The organism is Rhodococcus koreensis (genome assembly GCF_017068375.1).
Taxonomy (GTDB): domain Bacteria; phylum Actinomycetota; class Actinomycetes; order Mycobacteriales; family Mycobacteriaceae; genus Rhodococcus_F; species Rhodococcus_F koreensis.
In genome coordinates this window covers 7,384,066-7,407,382 of record NZ_CP070609.1, presented here as the reverse complement: position 1 = coordinate 7,407,382, position 23,317 = coordinate 7,384,066, and the positions used below count along the sequence as shown (strand labels likewise).

20 protein-coding genes and 1 pseudogene are annotated in these 23,317 nt (G+C 67.8%); 8 read left to right on the top strand and 13 right to left on the bottom strand.

Annotated features, from left to right (window positions below):
- Positions 1-2 precede the first annotated feature (2 nt).
- The 10 genes and pseudogenes from JWS14_RS33360 to JWS14_RS33315 all read right to left on the bottom strand — a co-directional run bounded on the left by JWS14_RS33360 (position 3) and on the right by JWS14_RS33315 (position 10,524).
- A complete protein-coding gene (locus JWS14_RS33360; RefSeq protein WP_206015183.1) occupies positions 3-1,190 on the bottom strand; it encodes an MlaD family protein in 1,188 nt (395 codons plus the stop codon).
- Positions 1,187-2,236 carry an MCE family protein gene (locus tag JWS14_RS33355; protein WP_206015182.1) on the bottom strand — a complete coding sequence of 350 codons (1,050 nt, stop codon included), beginning with the start codon at positions 2,234-2,236 and terminating at the stop codon, positions 1,187-1,189. Before JWS14_RS33355 ends, JWS14_RS33360 begins: the two co-directional genes overlap by 4 nt.
- Positions 2,233-3,330, bottom strand: coding sequence for an MCE family protein (locus JWS14_RS33350; RefSeq protein ID WP_206015181.1), 1,098 nt, complete (start codon positions 3,328-3,330; stop codon positions 2,233-2,235). Before JWS14_RS33350 ends, JWS14_RS33355 begins: the two co-directional genes overlap by 4 nt.
- Entirely contained in the window at positions 3,321-4,361 is a 1,041-nt protein-coding gene (locus tag JWS14_RS33345) for an MCE family protein (RefSeq protein ID WP_206015180.1), read from the bottom strand. The genes JWS14_RS33350 and JWS14_RS33345 overlap by 10 nt, the downstream gene beginning before the upstream one ends.
- Complete coding sequence (locus JWS14_RS33340) at positions 4,358-5,377, bottom strand: MCE family protein (RefSeq protein ID WP_072945677.1); 1,020 nt, start codon at positions 5,375-5,377, stop codon at positions 4,358-4,360. Before JWS14_RS33340 ends, JWS14_RS33345 begins: the two co-directional genes overlap by 4 nt.
- Positions 5,374-6,426, bottom strand: a complete 1,053-nt coding sequence (locus JWS14_RS33335; RefSeq protein ID WP_206015179.1) for an MCE family protein — start codon at positions 6,424-6,426, stop codon at positions 5,374-5,376. The genes JWS14_RS33340 and JWS14_RS33335 overlap by 4 nt, the downstream gene beginning before the upstream one ends.
- Positions 6,426-7,286 carry an MlaE family ABC transporter permease gene (locus tag JWS14_RS33330; protein WP_206015178.1) on the bottom strand — a complete coding sequence of 287 codons (861 nt, stop codon included), beginning with the start codon at positions 7,284-7,286 and terminating at the stop codon, positions 6,426-6,428. The genes JWS14_RS33335 and JWS14_RS33330 overlap by 1 nt, the downstream gene beginning before the upstream one ends.
- On the bottom strand, positions 7,286-8,095 hold the full coding sequence (locus JWS14_RS33325; RefSeq protein ID WP_072945674.1) for an MlaE family ABC transporter permease: 810 nt from the start codon (positions 8,093-8,095) through the stop codon (positions 7,286-7,288). Before JWS14_RS33325 ends, JWS14_RS33330 begins: the two co-directional genes overlap by 1 nt.
- 66 nt (positions 8,096-8,161) lie before the next feature.
- Positions 8,162-9,754 carry a fatty-acid--CoA ligase FadD5 gene (gene fadD5 / locus JWS14_RS33320; protein ID WP_206015177.1) on the bottom strand — a complete coding sequence of 531 codons (1,593 nt, stop codon included), beginning with the start codon at positions 9,752-9,754 and terminating at the stop codon, positions 8,162-8,164.
- Between the two features lie 115 nt (positions 9,755-9,869).
- Positions 9,870-10,524: pseudogene (locus JWS14_RS33315) on the bottom strand (enoyl-CoA hydratase-related protein).
- A gap of 302 nt (positions 10,525-10,826) precedes the next feature.
- On the opposite strand from JWS14_RS33315, the gene JWS14_RS33310 reads away from it, so the two are divergent.
- Positions 10,827-12,065: a TetR/AcrR family transcriptional regulator gene (locus tag JWS14_RS33310; RefSeq protein ID WP_072945672.1), complete on the top strand. Its 1,239-nt coding sequence runs from the start codon at positions 10,827-10,829 to the stop codon at positions 12,063-12,065.
- 38 nt (positions 12,066-12,103) lie between these two features.
- Here the strand turns inward: JWS14_RS33310 and JWS14_RS33305 are convergent, their stop codons facing one another.
- A complete protein-coding gene (locus JWS14_RS33305) occupies positions 12,104-13,036 on the bottom strand; it encodes an oxygenase MpaB family protein (RefSeq protein WP_072945671.1) in 933 nt (310 codons plus the stop codon).
- Positions 13,037-13,054: 18 nt separating this feature from the next.
- On the bottom strand, positions 13,055-14,596 hold the full coding sequence (locus JWS14_RS33300; RefSeq protein WP_206015176.1) for an aldehyde dehydrogenase family protein: 1,542 nt from the start codon (positions 14,594-14,596) through the stop codon (positions 13,055-13,057).
- Between the two features lie 158 nt (positions 14,597-14,754).
- On the opposite strand from JWS14_RS33300, the gene JWS14_RS33295 reads away from it, so the two are divergent.
- Together JWS14_RS33295 and JWS14_RS33290 are read left to right on the top strand one after the other, a co-directional pair.
- Positions 14,755-15,897 carry an acyl-CoA dehydrogenase family protein gene (locus JWS14_RS33295; protein ID WP_095860937.1) on the top strand — a complete coding sequence of 381 codons (1,143 nt, stop codon included), beginning with the start codon at positions 14,755-14,757 and terminating at the stop codon, positions 15,895-15,897.
- A 47-nt stretch (positions 15,898-15,944) separates the two neighbouring features.
- A complete protein-coding gene (locus JWS14_RS33290; RefSeq protein WP_072945665.1) occupies positions 15,945-16,640 on the top strand; it encodes a GntR family transcriptional regulator in 696 nt (231 codons plus the stop codon).
- Between the two features lie 27 nt (positions 16,641-16,667).
- On the opposite strand, the gene JWS14_RS33285 is transcribed toward JWS14_RS33290, so the two are convergent.
- On the bottom strand, positions 16,668-17,603 hold the full coding sequence (locus JWS14_RS33285) for an esterase/lipase family protein (protein WP_072945663.1): 936 nt from the start codon (positions 17,601-17,603) through the stop codon (positions 16,668-16,670).
- 231 nt (positions 17,604-17,834) lie between these two features.
- On the opposite strand from JWS14_RS33285, the gene JWS14_RS33280 reads away from it, so the two are divergent.
- The 5 genes from JWS14_RS33280 to JWS14_RS33260 all read left to right on the top strand — a co-directional run bounded on the left by JWS14_RS33280 (position 17,835) and on the right by JWS14_RS33260 (position 23,278).
- Positions 17,835-18,284, top strand: a complete 450-nt coding sequence (locus JWS14_RS33280; RefSeq protein ID WP_095860938.1) for a chorismate mutase family protein — start codon at positions 17,835-17,837, stop codon at positions 18,282-18,284.
- Complete coding sequence (gene pabB, locus JWS14_RS33275; protein WP_072945658.1) at positions 18,284-20,356, top strand: aminodeoxychorismate synthase component I; 2,073 nt, start codon at positions 18,284-18,286, stop codon at positions 20,354-20,356. The genes JWS14_RS33280 and pabB overlap by 1 nt, the downstream gene beginning before the upstream one ends.
- A complete protein-coding gene (locus tag JWS14_RS33270) occupies positions 20,353-21,273 on the top strand; it encodes a prephenate dehydrogenase/arogenate dehydrogenase family protein (protein ID WP_206015175.1) in 921 nt (306 codons plus the stop codon). Before pabB ends, JWS14_RS33270 begins: the two co-directional genes overlap by 4 nt.
- Positions 21,270-22,229: a diiron oxygenase gene (locus JWS14_RS33265; RefSeq protein ID WP_072945652.1), complete on the top strand. Its 960-nt coding sequence runs from the start codon at positions 21,270-21,272 to the stop codon at positions 22,227-22,229. The genes JWS14_RS33270 and JWS14_RS33265 overlap by 4 nt, the downstream gene beginning before the upstream one ends.
- Positions 22,230-22,342: 113 nt before the next feature.
- Positions 22,343-23,278 (top strand): RNA polymerase sigma-70 factor, encoded by a 936-nt coding sequence (locus JWS14_RS33260; RefSeq protein WP_072945650.1) that lies wholly within the window; start codon positions 22,343-22,345, stop codon positions 23,276-23,278.
- The last annotated feature ends 39 nt before the right edge of the window (positions 23,279-23,317 follow it).

The window sequence follows — 23,317 nt, the reverse complement described above, 5'->3', positions numbered from 1 at the left end:
GTCTAACGCGGGGTGTGCCCCGTCAGCGGGGGTTCGATGACCAGCGGATCGTCCGCGGCGGGTGGGCCGTAGACACCGCCGTTCCTGGTCGCGTTCTCCTGCCCACGGTCGTCGGGTCGAGGGACGTTCACGGCGCCCCGCTGCTCGAGATACTGCTGCGACTGGCAGGTCCAGTCCAGCGCGGGCGTGCTCGGTTCCGCCTCGGTCACCAAACGGCGTGGGGCGTCGTACACGCACATCGGCCCCTGCGTTCCGACGAGGAGAAGGTCGGCGAGGCCGCCCTTCTCGATCGACGCGATCTTCGATAGTGCGCCGGGCATGATGGTCAGGCCGTACTCGAGGGAGGGGGTCCGGTCGCCGACGATCTCGGTGGGGAGAACCAGATTCGCCATCAGGGCGCCCAGGGAGTCGCGGTTTCCCGGCAGCAGTGCGTCCAGGCTGGCCATCGTCTGCGGCGAGCGCCCGAGCAGGTCGACGAGTGCGGAGTCGTGGGCCCGCAACTGCTCGAGCACGCTGCGGGCGGTGCTCGCCGACTCGGGGAGGGCCGCGGTGAGTCCGTCCACCGTGTCCAGGAGCGGAATGCCCTTGTTCACGATGGTCGACAGTGCGTCGGTGCGGGTTTCGAGGGTCCGGGCGATCTCGGCGGAACCGTCGAGCATGTTCTGCAGGTCGGGTCCCGTGCCCCCGAAGGCGGTGCCGAACGTGTCCGCGAGCGAGGACAGGGCGGTGACGTCCATCGAGTTCACGAGGTCCGTCGTCTGGACGAGGGTCACGTCGAGCGATCGCGGAATCCCCTCCTGCGGGACGTCGATGAGGGCCCCGTCCGCGAGGTACGGCGGATCCGCGCTGCCCGGCATGATGTCGAGCGCCTGGATACCGATCGCGTTCTCGGTGGTGATCTTCGCGGTCGACCCGGCGGACACCTGTGTGCCGGGGTGCAGTTCGATGCCGAGGACGATGCCCGTCCCCTCCTCGTTCACGTCGACGGAGCTGATCCTTCCCACTCCGACTCCGCGGTAGTTGACGGATGCACCCTGCGCGAGACCGGCGGCGTGGTCGAGCCGGGCCGTCAGGTGAATGGGGTTTCCGAACGTGTCCGGCCCGGTGACGTACCGCAGCCCGAACAGGATCGCGGCGACCGAGATGACGAGGAACAACACCAGCTGCGCCACGACGTGGCGTGTCATCATCGGACGCCTCCGCCGAGTACCTCGGGCAACGTGCGGGCTTCGGGCACCTCGAGCGGAGCCGAGCCGGTGAGCAGCTTCGCGATGACGGCGGTGACGTCGAACGTTCCGTCGAATGTCGTGTAGTCACCGGGTGTGGCGGCGGCGAATCCGCCGAGGAACGTCGCCACCGAGTTCAGGGTGGGGGCGAGTTCCGACTCGAAGCCGTCGAGGGCGGCGAGCACGGTCCCGGCGTCGCTGATCTCGGTCGACAGTGCGGATCCGGCACTGCCGAGGACGCGTTGCGCCTCACGGCTGAGCCGGGAGGCCTCCCCCATCAGCGCCGTGATCTGATCTCGTTGCGACACCAGGAGATCCAGCACCGGCGCCAGATCGGTCATCGCGCGGTCGAGGACCGGCTGCCCGGCGGCGAGTTCCGCCGCGAACGCATGGGACGCCACCATCGCCCGATCGAGTTCGTCCCGGTGGTCGTCGACGACGCCCAGCGTGTCGTTCAGCATGTCCGCCAGTTCCCGGATCTTGTCGGAGCGGCCGGTGAAGGCGGCGGTCAATTCGTTCATGATGGCGTGTATCTGGTCGATGCCGCTGCCGTTGAGCACCGTGGCCAGGGCGGCCAGCCCGCTTTCGATGTCGGGGCCGCGCGACGTCTGCGCCGGCGGGAGCACGTCGCCCTCGCTCATCGGTGCGCCGGCCGCATCCGCGACGTCGAGTCGGATGAAGGGATTACCGAGGGCCGTGGGCAATTCGATGCGTGCCGTCGCGTCCCGCGGAATCGGGACGTCGTCGCGGATCCGCATCTCGACCTCCGCGGTGAAATCCCGGGTCGACACGTCCGAGACACGGCCCACCACTTCCTGTCCCACCCGAACCTCGGCGCCGGGCACGACACGATCGACGCCGTCGAACTGCGCGGTGATTTCGTAGGACGGACCGTCCGGTGAGCGGCCCACCGACAGTTCCTGCAGGCTCAGCGAACAACCGGCGGCGGGCAGCGTCGCGCCGACGATCAGCGCCGCCGTCAGCGACGTCGTTCTCGTGCGGATCGTCATCGTCCTCCGACCATGAGTTCGCGCAGCCCGAACGGGTCGGACATGCTGGGCGGAAACTGAATCGGGTTGGTGATTCCCGCTCCCCGGCAGAGGATCGGATCCACCACCGCGCAGAGCGGCGACGTCGGCTCGGCCTGCGCCAGGTTGGTGGAGATGTTCAACCGGATGCGGGCACGCTGGTCGGGAGTGACCGCGCGCTGGATGTTGTCGATCAGCAACGGCACCAGGTCCATGATCTCGGCGAGGTCGGTGTCGTGCCGCTGCAGCACCTCGCTCACCCCCGCCAGATCGTCGATGCCGGCGGCGATGTCGCCGCCCCGGGCGGACACGAGGTGGTCGATGTGATTCAGCAAGGCGGACAGCTGGTTCACCGTGTCGCCGATCGCGAACTGCTGCCCGGCGAATTCGTCTCCGATGGCGGTGAGCGACCCGGCGAGGGAGTCGACCTGCGCCTGACGCGCCGAGATCGTGTCGACGAGTATCTCGAGGTTGTCGACGAGCGCTCCGACGTCCGCGCTGTTACCCGCGATCACCGAACTCGCCTGCGACAGTGTGCGGATGGCGTCGTTCATCGCGGGACCGAGCCCGTCCGTGGACGCCGCGGCTGCCGAGATCGCGGCGCCGGCGTCGCCGCCGTCGGGGCCGAGGGTCTTGACGACGGTGTCGACGCTGTCCATCAACTGGTCCCAGGTGATGGGCGAATGACTGCGTTCGCGGGGAATGGTCTGCCCGCTCTCCAGCACCGGACCGCCGGTGTACGCGGGACCGAGTTCGACGAAACGCTCCCCGATCGCGGAGGACACCAGCACGTACGCGTGCGCATCGGCGGGCACCACGACGTCGGACGCGATCGACATCGTGACCGTCACCACCCCGCCCCGCGGTTCGACGGACTCGACGGTGCCGACGGGCACGCCGAGCACGGTCACCTCGGTGCCGGGGAACACGCCGTTGACGTAGGCGAATTCGGAATGAATCACGGTGGAGGAGGTGCGGAAGATCAGCAGCCACCCGGCCACGACGATCGCCACCACGAGGACGAGCACGCCGCCGATCCCGACGACCCGGCGTGCGGTTCCCGCGTTCACGAGCATCCCGTGATCAGTCCGACGACGCAGAGCAGGTTGTCGGCGATCACGGCCGACGGCGCCGACACGTCGGCCCAGTCACCGTTTCCGGTCGCGTTGACGAGCGCCCTCGCCGCCGGTGCACCCGTGGTGAGCAGTGCGTCGAGGTTGGCGAGGTTCGCGTCGAGTCGCTCCGTCACCTGCCGCGCGTTCGCGAGCAGTGAGTCGAGTTCGGCGGTGTTCTCCCCCAGGAACTGGGACGCCTGCGCGATCAGGGCCTGGAGATCGTCGACCATCCGGCGGATCGCCTCGCGCCGGGTGGCGAGCGTGTTCATCACGACGTCGGCGTTGCCGAGCAGGGTGGTCAGCTGATCCTGCTGACCGACCAGCACGTCGGTGAGGGTTCGCGAGCTGTCGAGCAGTTGCGTGACCTGATCCGCGTTCTTCGCCAGGATCGCGGACGCCGCACTCACCCCGGACAGTGCCTCCCGGTTGAGGGTCGCGTCCTGCGGCACCGTGTCCGTCACGACGGTGAGCATCTTCTGCAGTCCGCCGAGGTCGAGGTCGTCCGCCGTCTCGAGCGCGGACGAGCCGATGTCGTCGAGCGAGTACGGAACGCTGGTGCGGCTCAGGGGAATCACTCCGTCGTCGCCCAGGTCGCCGGGCCCCGACGGTGACACGTCAAGATACCGCTTGCCGAGGATGGTCGACAGTTTGACGCCCGCGGACGTCGTCGACCCGAGGTGACGCGCGCCGTCGAGCCGGAAGTGGACGACCACGTGATCGCCCGCCAGGTCCACCGCGGTCACCCGGCCGGCGGGCACCCCGGCCACGTACACGTAGTCGGAATCGGTCAGGCCTGCGGCGTTCGCGAGTTCGGCGGTGTAACCGTCGGTTCGCACACTGAAGCTCACCCGCGGGATCACGAGAACCAGGGCCAGCGCCAGCGTCGCGGCGAGGATTCCCACGATTCCGACGATCAACGGGTTGACGGGCCGCACCCGCTGGTTTCCGGCCAGCGCGTCCCAGACGTCGCGCACCGTGTCGGTGACACTCATTGGCAGTACCTCGAATGCAGGTCGGGACCGAGGGCGCCTTCGCGACCGTCGACGTTGACGATGAACGTGCACAGGTAGATGTTGAGCCAGGAACCATAGGAGCCCGAGCGGTCGACGGAAGCAAAGAATTGCGGCATGGCCACCATCAGGTGATCGAATTCCGGGTCGGCACCGACCATCGCCCCCGTCAGCGATTCGAGTCGGTTCACCGTGCGGCCGAGTTCCGGAACCCGCCCGTCGACGATCTGCAGCGCCGAGCGGCTCACCGCCGCACTCTGATCGAGGGTGTCCATGAGAACCTCGTTGTTCTCGGCGAGCATCCCGCTGAACTGGGTGAGGCTGTCGACGAGGTGGGACAGTTCCGGACCGCGGGCCGCCGCCGTTCCCACCACCACCTCGAGGTTCGCGATGAGATCAGCGATCAGCTGATCGTGATTCGCGAGGGTGCCGGTGACGTCCGCGACCCGGCGCAGCAGCGTTTCCATGCTCGTCTTCCGGCCGTCGAACACGGCGACGACTTCGGTGGCGAGTTCGTTGACCTGCTTCGGGTCGATCGCGTCGAACAGCGGCTTGAATCCGTTGAAGAGACTCGTGAGATCGAGTGCGGGCGACGTCCGGTCGAGCGGAATCGTGTCGCCCTCCGCGAGGGTGCCCTCCTCGCCCGACGAACCGGCCGCGAGATCGAGATACCGGATCCCGAGCAGGTCGCCGTATCGGATCGCGACTGTCGTGCCGGCAGGCAGAGTCTGATCGCGCTGCACCTCGAAATTTACCAGGGCGGTGGCGCTTCCGGCGTCGCCGTCGACGATGTCGACCGAAGCCACCCGTCCCACCCGCACACCGGCGATGGTGACGTCGCTGCCGGCAGTCACCCCCTGGGCGTCGGTGAACAACGCCTTGTACGCGACGGTCGGTCCCTCCACCGGCACCCGCAGTGTGTTCACCACGAGGACCGCGGAGAGAATTCCGAAGACGGCGAAGACCGCCAGTTTGATTGCCGAGTTCCGGACGCTCATCCTCCGCCACCGCCCCCGCAGTTCGGTCCGTTCAGGCCGGGGTACCGCGGGCAGTCGGACGAGCTGTAGGGCCGCGGGTTCGACAGGTCGGCGGCGACCCGCACCGCGAACGTACCGGTGGAGAAGACGGCGGCGCCGGCGTCACCGAACGGACCCGCCTCGTCCAGCGTCGCCCGCAGCAGGTCGGACTTGCCGGCCATGGTGCCCAGGGTCGGTGAGACATTCAGTGCCACCGCGATCATGTTGTCCGCGTTCTGCTCCAGGACGTCGCCGGAGTTCCTCGTCACGACGAGGGAGGCGGCGAGGAAACCGGTGAAGCTGCCGGTGTTCTCGACGAGGGTGTTCGACAGCGACACCGCCGCGTCCATGCTTGCGAGGACGTCGGGTGCGGCCGTCGCCAGCTGTTCGCTGATCCGTGCGATCTGCGGCGCGCGCTCCGCGAGGGAGTCGACGAGAGGCGCGGTCGACTGCGCCACCGTGTGGAGGCTGTCGATGGTGTGCCCCAATTGTTCGCCGCGCCCGCGCAATGCGTCGGCGACGGCGCTGAGCGCGGCCTGCATCTGCTCGGGCTTCACCCGGGACACCAGGTCGTAGACCTTCGAGTACAGGTCGTACATCTGGACGGTCTCGGCCGACGTGTCGGGTTGCAGCCGGGCACCGGCCTCGAGCCGCGCACCGCCGGTTCCCGCGGTGGACACCAGCTCGACGGTCTGGTCGCCGAACAACGTGCGGGGCACCACCCGCACCTGGACGGACGCCGGGATGTGCTGCATCTGTTCGGGGCGGAGACTGATGTCCATGCCCGTCTCGTCCTGTCCGGGGTCGACGCTCGACACGGTGCCGACGGTTGCGCCCTTGTAGGACACCGTGGTGTGCGCCTTCACCGCACCGGCGTCCGCCGGAAGCGTCGCCGTCACCACGGGGTCGGTGACGATCGCACCGGTGCCGAAACCGACCAGCAGCGCCGATCCGACGGCCAGGACCGCCACTCCGATCACACCCCGCACCGCGAGGGCACCGTTGCCCGGACCTCCCGGGCGGCCGCGCATCACGGCAACCCCAGAGCGGGGGCGGAGGGGACGAGACCCCACAGGGTGAGCGTCAGCAGCAGGTCGACGATGCCGATGGCGAGGATGCTGGTACGCAGCGCGCGCCCGGCCGCCCGGCCGACGCCCTCGGGCCCGCCGTAGGCGTGATACCCGTACGAGCAGTGCACGAGCGCGATGATCGTCGCGAACACAACCGCCTTCACGAACGAGTACGCGACGTCGGTGGGCGTGAGCATGAGGTGGAAGTAGTAGTCATAGGTTCCGGCCGACTGCCCGCTGAACGTGACGATCACCAGTCGCGAAGCCAAATAGGACGACAGCAGCCCGACGACGTACAGCGGCACCACACAGACCAGGCACGAGACCAGCCTGGTGCTCGCGAGGAACGGCAGCGACGGGATCGCCATCGCGTCCAGCGCGCTGATCTCCTCCGAGATGCGCATCGCGCCGAGCTGTGCGGTGAACCCCGTCCCAACCTTCGCGGCGAGCGCGATGCTGGCGATGACGGGCGCGAGTTCGCGGGTGTTGAGGATCGCGGACAGGAGCCCGGACAGCGACCCCATTCCGAGCAGGTCCAGTCCGCGCAACCCCTCGATGCCCACCTGCGTCGCCGCGACCGCGGACATCGCGAAGACGACTCCGATCGCTCCGCCGCCGGCGAGCAGGGTCGCACCACCGAAACTGATGTCGCCGATCTGCCGCATGATGTGCCGCCAGTACTTTACGACCGCGAGGGGGACGCCTGCGATCACGCTGCCGTAGAACGTGAATTCCCGGCCCAGTCCCGTCATCAGTTCGAAGGGCTGCCGGACCCTGGACCGCACCCAGTGTGCTGCGGGCCATCGGGTACTCACGACCATCAGTAACCACCTACGGGGACGACGAGAACGGAATAGAGCTGACTGAGCACGGTGTTGACGATGAACACGAGGATGAAGGCGAGCACGACGGCCTCGTTCACGGCGTCGGCGACACCGCTGGGTCCGCCTTTGGCGTGCAGCCCTTTGAAGCTGGCGACGAGCGCCGACGTCACCGCGAACGCCATCGACTTGACGAGGGCGACCACGAAATCCGACAGCCGCGTGTACTGGGACAGTGCCGCGAGAAAACTTCCCGCCGAACTGTTCTGGACGACCACCTGGAAAAGGAAGCACGCCGACACTCCGACGGCGGTGACCATGGCGCAGAGTGCGACGCCGACCAGCACCGCGGCGAGCACCCGTGGAACCACGAGCCGCTCGATCACATCGAGTCCGAGGACCTCCATGGCCTCGACCTCTTCGCGGATCGTGCGCGAGCCGAGGTCCGCGCAGATCGCGGACCCGCCCACCCCGGCCAGCATCAGCGCACAGACCAGCGCGGACGCCTGCCCGACGATCACGAACCCGACGACCGCCCCCGTGTACCCCTCGGCGCCGAGCTGACCGGCGAGGCTGCCGATCGTGACGGCGATGAGGACTCCGATGGGGATCATCAGCAGCAGTGCCGGCGCCGACGTGACCGAGGCGATCCGCCAGGCCTGGTCCAGCAGTTCCCGCCAGGCCAGTTTGCGCCGCACCAGAACTCGGACGGCGGCCACCGTGGTCGCGATCGAGAACCCGATGAGCGCACCGACTTCGTTGGCGAAATGGCTGACGGGCCCTTTGGCGGGTGGCAGCTGGAATGTCACGCGGTCCTCCCCCGGTGCCGGTCACCTGCGATCGGTGACCGGCGTCGAGCAGTATGGGAATCGGGGTCAGACGACCGCGACGTCGTGGGCGCCGTGGGCTTTTCGAAGCTCACCCTTGACGACCTTGCCGCTGGCATTCCGGGGGAGGGCGTCGACGACGACGACGTCTTTCGGATGCTTGTAACGGGCCAGTTTGTCTTCGAGCCACGCGGCGAGTTCGTCGACCGTCAGATCGTCGCCGTCGTCGTCGAGCGCCACGATCGCCACGGGCACCTCGGTCCACTTGGGGTGGGGCCTGCCGACCACGGCGGCCTCCCGGATCCTCGGATGCCCGAACAGGACGTTCTCCACCTCGGCGCAGTAGATGTTCTCGCCGCCGGAGATAATCATGTCCTTCTTGCGATCCACCACGTAGACGAAGCCTTCCTCGTCCTGCCGCACCAGGTCGCCCGAGTGGAACCACCCGCCGGCGAACGCGTCCGCCGTCGCGGCCGGGTTCTGCCAGTAGCCCTGCATCATGGTCGGGCCGCGGTACACGATCTCGCCCACGGTGCCGGGGGCGACGTCGTTCATCTCGTCGTCGACGATCCGCGTCTGGATGGTCGGGACGGGCTTGCCCACCGAGCCCAGCTTGCGGATCGCGTCGTCGCCGTCGAGCACGCACGTGATCGGGGACATCTCGGTCTGCCCGAACACCGCCACGACGAGAGCCTTCGGGAAAGTCTCCGCCATGGCGCGCAGGACGGTGTCCGATGCGGGTGCGGCACCCCAGCTGATGACGCGGAGGGCGAGGTCGCGGCCCGCGGCAGTGGGGTCGGCGCAAACGGCCTGCCACTGCACCGGAACGAGGAACACCGTGGTGATGCGCTCGCGCTCCCACACGTCGAGCATCTCGGCAGGGTCGAACGCCTTGAGGGGGTGGATCACGGTCGTCGCGCCGAGCATCAGCATCGGGGCCACCGAACCGAGGGCGGCGACGTGGAACACCGGGGACGCGAGGAACCCGACGTCGTCGCCCCTGTCGTAGCGCATCGCCCGGATGCAGGTGATGGACTGCCCGACCATGTTCGAGTGCGACAGCACCGCACCCTTGGGTGTTCCGGTCGTGCCGGAGGTGTAGAGGATGAGCGACGGCGTGTCCTCCGGCAGGTCGACGGGGGCGAAGGCGGGACCGTCTTCCGCGACGAGGTCCTCGTAACCGAGAACGTCGCCCTCGGTCTCCGCGCCCATGACGATCGCGAGGCCGAGATCGGGAACATCTTGCCGCACAGCGGAAACGAGAGGCGCGAGCGCGGGCTCTGTGAAGATGGCTCGTGCGCCCGAGTCCCGTGCGATGAAGGCGACCTCGGGCGGTGTCAGCCGGAAGTTGACCGGGACCGCGATCGCGCCCAGCGCGTTGATCGCGAGCACCGCCTCGAAGAATTCGGTGCGGTTGAGCGTGAGCAGCAGGACGCGGTCGCCGAAGTTCACCCCGCGCCGGGACAGCGCCGCCGCGAGGGCCTGCGAACGCTCGTGCAGTTCGCGCCAGGACGTGCTCTGCCCGAGATGGCGGAACGCGGGATGGCCGGGCTTCGTCCGGGCGTGGGTGGCAACCCAGTTGTTCCAGTGGTTGCGGCGGGATTGCAGTGGCTGCGTGAGCGTCTCGCTACGTGATGACATGTGGTGGTGGTCCCTTCGCTGTACTCGAGTTCGCCCCTCGGCCCCACACGGAGGCTGTGACGAGTATTACAGATGTCGACGTCTATCGGAACGGTCTTGTTAACCACAATTCGCATCAGCTGCCGAAGTTCGGAGCACGTTTCGTGAGCATGGCGGTGACCCCTCGGCGAAGTCCGGCGACTGGAGCAATTCGGTCTGGCCCGCCTTCTCGCGGCCCAGCGCCGGGTCCAGTTCCGTCAGGGTGGTCGCCGTGAGAGCCTGCTTGGTCAGCGCGATGGCCCTGGCCCTGGCCCTGCCGATCGAGGCGGCGATCAGCGCGCTGGATCCGCCGTCGGGCATGAGCCCGACGTTGACGAACGCGAAGAGCAGGTACGCGTCCTCGGCGGCGTACGTCAGGTCCGCCGCCAGGGCGATGGAGGCCCCGACACCGACAGCCGCGCCGCGTACCTGCGCGAGCACCGGGACCGGGAGGTCGACGATCGCGCGGATCACGCGATTGGCGGAATCCATCACCACCTCCAGCGGCGCCTCCCGGCCGCCCGCTGCGGCCGCCGCCGCGAGATCCGCGCCGGTGCAGAATGCCGCGCGCCCGCACGCGAGAGGACGACGACGCGGACGGCAGGATCCGCCGCCGCGCCTTCGAGCACGTCGCCGAGTGCGGTCATGTGTGCCAGATCGAGTGCATTCATCCGGTCGGGCCGATCGATCGTAATCCGGAGGATCCCGCCGTCCACGACCACCCGGAGACCGTCGGCTGCGACGGCGGGGATGGTCGACAGTTGCCGTGGTGCACTCATGACGCCAGCTACCTCCGAGGGAATCGACCTGCGAGGCCGGGGGAAGGCGGGCGACGGAAGAAGCCATCGTCGCACGCGAATTGCTGTTAACTTATTAGTGTCGTTCGGTACGTGTCAATACCTCTCGGAACACTTTTCGTACTGTCTTACTGGCGATTCATCGAGACGCCGGGCGAACACTCCAGCGCAGGGTGACCATCCGAGGCTCGTCGGTGCGGGAGTCTCGGTTAAGATGACCGGCAGAGGAATTGGCAGACGACTGCCCACTACTGGAGGTGACCGTGGCCCGGACCAGCACGGCGGCCGGTGCCGCGACCGACCGGCCGATCCGCCGCCGCCCCAAGAATCGCAAGGCCCAGATCGCGAACGTCGCAGCCGAAGCCTTCAGCGAGCGCGGCTACCATGCGGTCGGTGTCGACGAGATCGCTGCCACCATCGGCATTTCCGGTCCCGCCCTGTACCGGCACTATCCCAACAAGTACGCGCTGTTCGTCCACGCGGCGACGACGACGGCCGACGCGCTCCAGGCAACCGCGGACGGCGCACGGGGCGGCGTCGCCGACCTCGAGCCCGGAGACCGACTCGACCATCTGATCTCCGCGCTCGTCGCAATCAGCATCGAGAACCGCAAGGTCGCCGGGCTCTACCGCTGGGAGGGCCGGTACCTCGAGGCCGACGATCGCACCCGCATCCGCGACGTCTTCGTGCACGTCACGCAGTGCGTGGCCGCGCCGCTGCGCGAGATTCGCCCCGAACTCACCGCCGTCGACGCGACGACGCTGGGGGCGTCGACACTGAGCGTGATGGCGAGCATCAGCGCACATCGCACCACCCTCGCGACGCGCCGACTCGACGCGCTTCTGAAGTCTGCCTGTGAATCGATCCTGCGCGCGACACTGCCTCCCGCCGTCCCGACCGAAGGAGAGAACGCAGGCGCAGGTGCGGTGCGCGGCCTGGCCGTGACGTCCAAGCGTGAATTGCTCATCAACGAGGCCGTCAAGATCTTCGACCGGCACGGCTACCACGACTCGAGCATCGAAGAGATCGGCGCCGCGGCCGGCATCAACGCGTCGAGCGTGTACCGCCACTTCCCCAGCAAGGCAGATCTTCTCGCAGCGGTGTTCTACCGCGCGTCCGACCGGCTGGCCGTAGCCACCTCGGCGGCCTTGTCGGCCGCCACCGGACCCGAAGATGCGCTCCGCAAACTCGCCGAGTCGTACCTGGAACTCTCGTTCGGGAACCCGGAAGTGCTGTCGGTCTACTTCGCGGAGATCGGGAACCTCCCGAAGAACGAGCGCACCAATCTCCGCAACGTGCAGCGCCTGCACGTCGAGGAATGGGTCCACCTGGTGACCGCCGTGCGGTCCGAACTCTCGGCGCCGGAGGCACGGTTTCTGGTGCACGCGGCGCTGGGGCTGGTTCTCGACATCGGCCGACTGGTCCACTTCGACACCCGCGAGGAGTCGCGTGCCCGGCTCCACACCCTGATGACGGCCGTGCTGCTGGGTCACTGAGCGTGTGTCCCTGGGCGAATCGCCCAGGGACACAGTTCTCATGCTGCCCGCCGGCGGGCTCCTCGTTGCTTGTCGTTGTCCGCGCCGAGGTCACGGGGGCGGTAGCCCACCGGGTATCCGGGGTAGGTCCGGTTGCGCGGATCGCGTGCGGCCTTCGATTCGCGGCGCGGTGGCAGGAGGCGCACGAAACGCGCCCGGATCCGCAGCGCACGTCGGGACGCGTTCTGCAGCCAGCGCGGGGCTGCGGGAAATCCGAACGCCGCCAGCATCATCGGGTCGAGGAGCGCGTAGACCCCCATTGCGACGAGCGGCCGGAGTGCCGCCGGAAACCAGGAGCAGAACAGCGTCAGCGTGTACGTGCCGACCCGATGGTTATCGTCGGTGTACCGGAAGTGTGTCCGCTCGTACTCGGCCTTGAACCGGTAGAAGTCCTCGAAGGTCTCGGGGATGTTCCTGATCCCCATGCGAACCCCCACCTGACGGTAGAAGTGGAAGCACGCAAGACGCTCGTTCGGGGTGAGCCGCCGCCACCCGAACCGGTCGATCCAGTCGATCGGCTCGTAGATGAAGGTGGTCAGCACGTACAGCATGTCGTCGTTGTCGATGTCGTACTTGCCGTGCATGCGGTTCACGACGCGCAGTGATTCGACGCCGCGTTCGGAGTCGTAGCCGTGTTCGACGAGTTCGGCCATCAGCAACGCGGTGTCGTCGTATCGCTTCTGCGGCCGCTTCTCGAACTCGCCGGTGCGCTGCAGCAGTTCCGAAATCGTGGGGACGCAATACGTTCGGAACAGTGCGAACTCGAGGGACCGCTGGTAGTCCCACGGAAACTCGTAGCCGGCAGTGATGCGGTGGATCTCCTCGTGGTCCCTGACCGGGTCGAGTTCCTCGATCCGGCGCTGCCAGCCGTGCCTGCCCCGTGGAACCCCGCCCGGCGCACCGGTGCCGGTGCGCATGGTCTTCGTCAGCATGTGGATGCCCTCCCGCGATCAGCGTCCGTGTCGGTTCTTCAACATCCAGGCGGAAATCTTCATGTCCCGCGACTTGCGCTGCATGGTGAGCAGGTTCAGCGGAGCCGCGAACTTCTGCCGGGCGATGGATTTGACCCGGCTGAATTCACGCAGACCGTCCGCGCCGTGGATGCGGCCGAAGCCCGAATCTCCGACACCGCCGAACGGCAGCGCCGCCACGCCGGCGAACCCGAGCACCGAACCGATCGTCACGACACCGGCCCTGAGCTTTTCCGCAGCCTGCATCGCCTTCGTCGCGTCCTTGGTGAAGATGGATGCGCCGAGACCGAACGTGGTGCCGTTGGCCAACGCGACCGCCTCGTCGAGGCTGGCGACCTTGTTGATGGCGACCGTGGGGCCGAACGTCTCCTCGCGGATCGCGGTGCTGTCCTCGGGAACGCCGGTCAGCACGATGGGCCCGACGTACCCGTCCGCGATGGAGTCGAGTCCGCCGACCACCGCGGATCCACCCTTGTCGAGTGCGTCCTGGACGTGGCTGCGAACCACGTCGGACTGGCTGGTCATCGTCATGGGGCCGTACGCCGCGTCCCGTGGCCCCGGGCGCAGGACCTTCGATTTCTCGGCGACCAGCCGGACGAACTCGTCGTAGACGGAGTCGACGACGTAGATGCGCTCGACGCCCGCGCACGTCTGTCCGGCGTTGCCCATCGCCCCGAACACGGCGAACCCGGCCGCCTCGTCCAGGTTCGCGTCGGCGTCGACGAGCATGGCGTCCTTGCCTCCCGCCTCGACGACCAGCGGCGTGAGCGTTTCGGCGCAGGCAGCCATGACGCGCTTGCCGGTGGCGGCGGACCCGGTGAAGGCGATCTTGTCGACGCCGGCGGAGACGAGGGCGGAACCTGTCGACCCGTCGCCGGTGACCACCTGCAGGACAGGCTGATTGGGAATGAGTGCCTTCCACTTGTCGGCGAGCCACACCGCGACCCCGGGGGTCAGTTCACTGGGTTTGAAGACGACGGTGTTGCCCGCTGCCAGCGCGTAGGAGATGGAGCCCATCGGCGTGTAGACGGGGTAGTTCCACGGCCCGATCACACCGACCACACCCATCGGCTCGTACCCGACGCTGCTGGCCTGGTTCGCGCTGACCAGACCGGAGGGCACCTTGCGCCGCTTCAGGACCTTGCCCGCGTTCTTCGCCGCCCAGTCGAGATGCTCGATGGCGAGCATCACCTCGAGCAGCGCGTCGTCGTAGGGCTTGCCGGTCTCGGCGGCGACGAGTGCGGCGAGTTGCTCGCCGTCCCGTGCCATCGACTTCTTCCAGTCCAGGAGCCATTGTTTGCGGCCGTCGAAGCCGAGGGCGTTCCACCACTGCGCGGCCGACCGGGCCGCGTCGACGGCGGCGCGCACCTCCCGCTCCCCCTCGATCGGGTACTCGGCCAGGACGGTGCCGTCGCGCGGGTCCAGGGACGCGAACGTCTTCGGCGCCGACTCCGCCGGCCCCGTCGGAGCCGTGGGCTGAGCGCCTGCCGTCGTCTCGGTCGTCTCCGCCTGCTGTGGCATGGTCGATATCCTCCCTCGAGATCACATCAAATATATGTGATGTGATGTAATGTAGTGGACATCACAGTATGCGGCTGACCCCATCGCGGCAAGCCCCACACAGTCACCCCCGGCCGGCCTGTTCGCCGCCCGCATCACCCACGAGGAGCTCCCCGGACATGAGCGTCGAATTCACCAGTGAACAGAAGGACTTCGCGGCGGCGATCGCCGATTTCTGCAAGCGGGAGAGCGGCACCCGCGAGCAACGCGACAGGCTGACGAATCACGGCGAGCACAACCACAATCAGGACCTCTACGAGAAGATGGCGAAGCTGGGCTGGCTGGGCATCACCATCCCCGAGGAGTACGACGGCTCGGCCGCGAGCCACGTCGACATGTGCATCCTGCTCGAGGAAGCCGCCAAGGGCATGGCGCCCATCGGCGGAATCGGGCCCACCCTGATCACCGGCGGCGCGTACGCGAAGTTCGGAACCGACGCACAGAAGGACGTCGTGCTGCGCGGCATCGTGGCAGGCCGGTCGCAGTCCATCTCGATGTCCGAGCCGGAGGCCGGTTCCGACGTCGGCAACCTCAGCACCCGCGCGGAGAAGACCGCCGACGGCTGGGTGATCAACGGCCAGAAGACGTGGTGCTCCAATGCGCACTTCGCCGACAACATCCTGCTCGTGGCCCGCACCGGGCGCGGCGACGGCAAACACGAAGGCCTCACGATGTTCCACGTCCCCGCGGATACCGCGGGACTGAAGATCAGTGGCATCGACACGATGGGCGGCAAGGAGGTCAACGACCTCTACTTCACCGACTGCGTCCTCCCCGAGGACGCGGTGGTGGGCGAGGTCGGCAACGGCTGGCGCCAGCTGATGACCGGACTGAACTTCGAACGCCTGATCCTCGCCGCCATGATGCTCGGCACCGCGCAGCGCGCGTTCGCGGACACCCTCGATTTCGTCACCCAGCGCAAGCAGTTCGGGCGTCCCGTCGGATCGTTCCAGGCGCTACGCCACCGCATCGCCGATCTCGCGACGGAGATCGAGTGCTGCAAACTGCTCGTGTACAGCGTCGCCAAGGACGTCGACGCGAACCCCGACAAGATGCTGGCCCGCGAAGCGTCGATGGCCAAGCTGAAGGTCACGGAGACGGCGAAGAAGGTCGCGCTCGAGGGCATGCAGATGATGGGCGGGTACGGCTACGCCACCGAGTTCGACATGGAGAAGCACGTCCGCGCCACCATCGTCTCGAGCATCTACGGCGGTACCAACGAGATTCAGCGCGACATCATCGGCAAGACCTACGGCTTGTAAACATCCACTGCGGTTTATGCTGGTTTGCCGCATCGAAGGAGTTCTCCATGGCATCGCCCTCCGTGTCACGATCCCCAGCGGGCCGCACCCTGCGCCGCCGACCCCAGTTGTCGGACGACGTCGCCGTGCACGTCCGCAACCTGATCATGTCCGGGGGCGTTCGCCCGGGTGACTTCATCCGCCTCGACGAGACGGCGGCGGACCTGGGTGTCAGCGTCACACCCGTCCGCGAGGCGCTCCTGACCCTGCGCGGCGAGGGACTCGTCGAACTGGTTCCCCACCGCGGCTACGTGGTCGCCCCGCTCAGCCGGGACGACATTCACGACCTCTTCTGGCTACAGGGCCAGATCGCCGAGGAACTCGCGGTCCGCGCGACGCGGTCCGTCACCCCGGAGGTCGTCGAGGAGCTGACCGCGATCAATGAGAAGCTGCGGCGGGCCGTCGAGGACGGCGAGGCCGACCGCATCGAGGATCTCGAGTTCTCCTTCCACCGGGTCATCAACCATCTCGCCGACGCGAGCAAGCTGTCGTGGTTCCTGCTCAGCGCCACCCGGTACACGCCGGTGCAGTTCTATTCGTCCGATCCGGCCTGGGGCGAGTCGGCGGTCGAGAGCCACCGGCGCCTCATCGCCGCGCTCGCCGACGGGAAGGCCGACGTGGTCGGCGCCGAGAACAAGGCCCACTTCATCGACGGCGCCCAGCGACTGGTCGCACATCTCGACGAGGTCGGCATCTGGGACTGACCGGCGCCGCCGATCACCCGCGCCGGGTCAGCACGGTGCGGGGTTGCGGTCTCCGTAACCGGGGTCCAGTGCCCGCTGGATGATGTACACGGCCCGCGGATCGGTGGTCAGCTGGCCGTGGTCCGCGGTGTTCGTGTCGCAGCCGTCCTGGAGCCAGATGTTGTGCACGGCGGCCCCGGGACCGGCTGTCAGGAACGTGTTCTCGGGAGGGGTGGACACGGTGTCGCTGCGACTGGCGACCACCGTGTAGTCGATGCCCGGGTCGGTGTCGCCCGCCGCGTTGAGGAGCTGCAGGAAGGGCGAGCCCACCATCTGCTGGATGTAGGACGGCCCGACCGCGACACCGGCGAGCGTCGTGACCGGCACACCCAGTGCCTGCGCGATCGCACCGAGCGACTGGACGTCCCCGAAGCTGGTGCCGTGGTTGGTGGCGCCGAGCGTGACAAGCGAGTGCACCTTGTTCAGCGCGGGGTTCGCCCGGTCGGCACCGCCTTCGAACCGCAGGTACTGGCGGGACACCGTGCCGCCGAGCGAATGCCCGATCATGTCGACCTGCGGAGCACCGGTGGCGGTGCGGACCAGCTCGACGAACCCGGCGAGCTGCCGAGCGGACTCCTCGATGTCGGCGCCGCCGAACATGCGCATCATGTTGCCCTTGGTCAGACCGGCCGCCTGTCCGTAGTTGAGGGCGAAGACGCAGTAGCCGTCCGCGCTGAGCTCCGGAGCGAGGTCCTTCCACGTCCCCACCATGCCGGTCCAGGTGCCGTGCACCAGCACGACGGGACGGGGGTGCGCCGCGGACGGCTTACAGCTCCAGTCGTTGGCCCCGGGAAGCGCGGACGGATCGACCACGGGCGCGGGTTCCGCTTCCACGGGATCCGCTGCCGCCGGTGCCGCACTGCCCAGCATCACGATGCCTGCCAGCACGCACAACAGAGCCCTAGTGGCCGACGATATACGCATATTCCTCGTATCCTGAGTGTGCGGAAATAGACTTCAGGTTACGTTAGCCAACCGTCCATCAAAGTCTCAACCTGAGATCGAGACTCCCGGGGGTGATAACCCACCAGGTTCGTTTTCGGCCGATCGACCACGGCACTCCCGGCCATCCGGAAGGCTCATGGAAACGAACCACCAACGACACACGATAGTCGGGATGAGAGAGCTACTGCCGATCGAGTGAGTGGGGCGATTATGTACTTCTCCGTAGAACAGCGGAACGGCGACGATTCCGGAGAGCATTCTGACGCCTCGGCGCAGCACGCACTCGAGAGTCTGCGCGCGGAACTCGACGCCGTCGACGCGACCCTGCTCGAGGCGGTCCGGCAGCGGTTGGAAGTGTGCCTGCGGATCGGCGAACTGAAGCGCCGCGAGCACATCGCCATGATGCAGCCGGGACGGATCCACATCGTCCACGAACGGGCGCGCCAGTACGCCGACAGCCACTCCCTCTCCCCGGAGTTCTTCGATTCGCTCTACGACCTCCTCATCGCCGAGACGTGCCGGCTCGAGGACCTCGTGATCAACGCGGAGACCGTCGACGAGGCTCCCCGCCACAATGGCAACCACAACGGCAGCCACAGCCACGCCGGCAACCACCAGGTTCGCCACAGTTCCGTGCCGTCTGCGAATGTCGAGTCGTGATGAGTACCCGGACGCTGCTGGTCGACAATTACGACTCCTTCACCTACAACCTGTTCACCCTGCTGGCCGAGGTGAACGGGGAACCGCCGACGGTCGTGCACAACGACGTGGAGTGGGGTTCGATCCCCTGGTCCGACTTCGACAACATCGTCATCTCCCCCGGCCCCGGCCGGCCGGACCGGAAACGCGACTTCGGGATCAGTGCCCGCATCATCAGGGAAACCGAACTCCCCGTGCTCGGCGTGTGCCTCGGCCACCAGGGGCTGTGCCAGCTGTTCGGGGGCAAGGTGGTGCTCGCGCCCGAACCGATGCACGGCCGCGTGTCCCTCGTCGACCACGACGGTTCCGAACTCTTCGCCGGCATTCCGTCGCCGTTCCCGACGGTTCGCTACCACTCGCTGATCGTCGAGGATCTCCCCGGCGACCTCGAGGCCACCGCCTGGACGGCCGACGGACTCCTGATGGGCGTGCGGCACCGCACCCGCCCGCTGTGGGGAGTCCAGTTCCATCCCGAATCGATCAGCACCGCCTTTGGCCACGAACTGCTCGCGAACTTCCGCGACCTCACGCAGACGCATTCCGGGACACCCACGCACGGTTCCCTGCTCAGAATCCCGATCCCCCACGCGCCGTACGTGGTCCAGCAGGTGCGGGTCGACCACGAAGTCGACCCCCGCACCACGTTCGAGGATCTGTTCGCGTCCGGACCCAACGCGTTCTGGCTCGACGGGACCTCGGCGTCGGAACCGACTTCGCGTTTCACGATCATGGGCAACTGTTCCGGTCCGCGCGCCGAATACATCACGTACGACGTCAGCGAAGCGATCGTCCGGATCACGCGCGAGGGGTTGCCGGTCGAACAGGTGCACGCACCGTTCTTCGACTACCTCGAACGGCAACTGCAGGCACGGTCGGTGCCCGGACTCCCGGGTGTGCCGTTCGGCCTCGGCTACGTGGGATACCTCGGCTACGAGTTGAAGGCCGAGACCGGCGGAACGGCGGCACACAAGTCGCCCACCCCGGACGCCGCGCTGGTGTTCGCGGACCGCGCCGTGGTCATCGACCATTCGAACGAGCGCACGTACGCGCTGTGCCTGAGCGATCACCAGGACGATCCGGAGTTGCGCCGCTGGCTCGACGAGATGGAGGCGGCGCTGCACCGGCTGGCCGAGCCGGACCAGCCGCCGACCGCGGTGCCGCCGATCCGGAAACCGGAATCCGCCGAACTCGCCCTGCGGCACGACCACGACAAGTACCTCGACCACATCGCGACGTCGCTCGGCGAGATCCGGACCGGCGAGTCCTACGAGGTGTGCCTGACCAACATGGCGACGGTGGACCAGTCGATCGATCCCCTGCACACGTTCGAACTGCTGCGCTCCATCAGCCCCACTCCGTACAGCGCGTACCTCCAGTTCGCCGGACTGTCCGTTCTCAGCGCCTCCCCCGAACGGTTCCTGCGGATCGGCGCGGACCGGGTGGTGGAGTCCAAACCCATCAAGGGGACCCGTCCGCGCGGTGCCACCCCCGCCAAGGACGCGGCGCTGCGGCAGGATCTGCTCGACAGCGAGAAGGATCGCGCCGAGAACCTGATGATCGTCGATCTGACGCGGAACGATCTGGCCCGGGTGTGCGTTCCCGGCTCGGTGCACGTTCCGAAGCTGTTCGACGTCGAAACGTACGCGGCCGTGCATCAACTCGTGTCGACCGTGCGCGGAACCCTCAGCGCCGACGCCTCCGTCGTCGAGTGTGTCCGGGCCGCCTTCCCCGGCGGATCGATGACGGGCGCCCCGAAGATCCGGACGATGGAGATCATCGACCGGCTCGAGTCCGGGCCGCGCGGTGTGTATTCCGGTTCGATCGGCTACTTCTCGCTGACGGGGACGGCCGACCTGTCCATCGTCATCCGGACGATCGTTGCCACGGACACCGAGGTGACATTCGGCATCGGCGGTGCGATCACTGCGCTGTCGGACCCGGAGGAAGAGTTCGACGAGGCAATGGTCAAGGCCGCCACCATGTTGCGGGCGCTGTCCGTGACGGCAGACCGGCCGAACGAGATCGGGCAGTGAACGCCCCGGCCGCATCCGCCAGGACCGTCGCACTGATCGGCGGTTCGGGCGATGTCGGCCGGATGCTCGCAACCCGGCTCCGCGCCGACGGAAACACGGTGCGCACCATTGATATCCGGTTCACCGACCGGTCCGACTCGGATCAGATGAAGGGCGACGTCACCGACCCGACGCCGGAAATGCGGGCGGTGGTGCAGAACGCCGATGCGGTGATCCTCGCGATACCCGAAAGCGTCGCGCTGGAGTCGATTCCGTTCGTCGTCGCGGAGTTGCGCGAGCAGGCCCTGCTGGTCGACACGCTGTCCGTGAAATCTCGATTCGATGCGGCCCTGCGGGAGAGCGCACTGCGGGGCGGCGCGGTGGGCATCAACCCGATGTTCGCGCCGTCCCTCGGACCGGAGGGCCGCCCCGTCGCGGCCGTGACCTACCGGGACGGCGCCGGGGTCGAATGGTTCCTGTCCGCACTGTCCGGCTGGGGATCCTCGGTGGTCCGCCTGGACGCCGAACACCACGACCGGCTCACGGCAGCGACCCAGGCACTGACACACGCCGGCGTCCTCGCTTTCGGCCTCGCTCTCGCGGAACTCGGTGTCGACGGCGCCGAACTCACCGCGGTGGGCACCCCTCCGCATCTCGTCTCGCTCGCGCTCCTCGCACGGGTCGGCGGCGGCGTCCCGGAGGTCTACCACGACATCCAGGCCGGCAATCCCTTCGCCGGCGACGCCCGCCGCGCGCTCGCCGCCGCGCTCGCCACGCTCACCGACACCGTCGAGCAGGGTTCGGAAGACGATTTCGCCGCGCTCATGTCCCGCGCGACGTCCCCCCTCGGCGACCGGAACGAACCCCTCGCCCGGCTGTGCGCCGACCTCTTCACCGATCTCGTTCACCGACAGCCGCGGAACGGAGATACGTCATGACGACCCGGAACTTTCCCTCGCTCCCGGAGTACGACCCGTCCGATCCGGTGGAGAGTGCCGTCGTGACGCGGCTCGCCCGCAACTGGGGGCAGCGGGCGACCGTGAAGAAGCCGGAACCGGACCTCGACGCGCTGTTCGACCTCGGCAAGCAGGACTACCCGAACGAGTTGCTGCCGTTCGCCGATCACGACCGGTTCCTCCGCATGGGCGGCGAGCAACGGAACCAGCTGCGGGCGTGGGCCTGGATCGCGTTCAACAAGAACGTCATGGACATCGAGCAGTACGTGGTCAATCCCGGGTTCGACCTCGTCGCGCACGACGCCCTCGACACCGGGCTCGGAGACACGTTCGCCGTGGCCGTCCACCAGGCGATGGTGGACGAGCAGTACCACACCCTCATGCACCTGAACGCGAGCGCGGTCACGCGCCGTCAACGCGGTTGGGCGATGCCCAATAACGCCCTGCCCGACGTCCTGACGTTGCGCCGCCAGCGCGCGGCGACGACCGAGGCCGCCGACCCGAGGCAGCGGGCGATCACGACGTTCGCCTTCATGACCGTGGCGGAGATCTCGATCAGCTCCTACCTCGACCTGATCTCCGAGAACGACGTCATCCAGCCGGTCAACCGGGCGACGGTCCGGCTGCACAATCGCGACGAGTACTGTCACGCCTCGATCGCCGACGACATCGCGGGCGTCGTCTACGACACCCTGAACCCCGGCGACCGGCGGCTCTTCCTCGACCGGCTGGTCGACGCGATGACCGCCTTCAGCAGCAACGACTACTCGACCTGGCACACCATCGTCGACATTCTGGACCTCGAGGGCGGTCAGGCGATGATCGACGACGCCGAACACGACACCCGGCGATCCGCGCTGGTCCAGGATTTCGGTGGCATCCACAAACTGTGCAAGCACCTCGGGGTCGCGGGCGAGATGTCCTACGAGTGGGCCTGACGTCGCGGGGAAGCCGCCCGATTTCCGTGACAGCCGCTCCCGTCCGGTTGTCACAGAACGGCGGGGCCCGGTGTCTGGTGTGTGACACCGTCGAGAACGAAGAGGAGCCAGCCATGGCCGGCACGTCGCAGACCACGCCCGACGATCGCGGCGGGAGCACGGATGCCCGTTCCGATCCCGCCACCGAGGCGTTCGTCGCCCACCGCAATCTGCTGTTCACCGTCGCCTACGAGATGCTCGGCTCGGCCGCCGACGCGGAGGACATCCTGCAGGAGACGTGGCTGCGGTGGGCGGGCGTCGATCTGGGCACGGTGCGGAATCAGCGGGCGTACCTGGTGCGGATCACCACCCGCCAGGCGCTGGTCCGGCTGCGCACGGTCGGCAGGCGCAGGGAGTCCTACGTCGGCCCCTGGCTACCGGAGCCGCTGTTGACCGCCCCCGACGTGGCCGAGGACGTCGAGTTGGCCGACAGCGTGTCGATGGCGATGATGCTGGTGCTGGAGACGCTCGCACCGACCGAGCGGGCGGTGTTCGTGCTCCGTGAGGTGTTCGCTCTGGAGTACGGGGAGATCGCGGCCGCCGTCGACAAGAGCACGGACGCCGTCCGTCAGATCGCGCACCGGGCGCGGACCCACGTCGCTGCGCGCCGGCCGCGGGGCGTCGTCTCCCCGGCCGAGTCACGGGATGCGCTCGACGCGTTCAAACGGGCGCTCGAGACGGGCGACCTGCAGAGCCTGCTCGACCAGCTCGCACCGGACGTCGTCCTCCTCGGTGACGGCGGCGGAGTCAAGCAGGCCGTGCTGCGGCCCATCGTCGGGGCCGACAAGGTGGGCCGCCTGCTCGCGGCCGGCCTGCCCCGGATCGGCGGCGAGGTATCGGTCGAGCCCGTGCAGATGAACGGCTCCCCCGCGCTGATCGTCCGGCTCGACGGGGAGATCGACGACGTCGTGGCGGTGCGGATGGACGACGGCAAGATCACCGGGCTCTACATCGTGCGCAACCCCGAGAAACTGTCGCGGGTCGAGCGGGAAACCGCGGTGAGCCGCTGAGGCGGACCCCTGAACTGACGATGCCCATGGTGGGAAGGC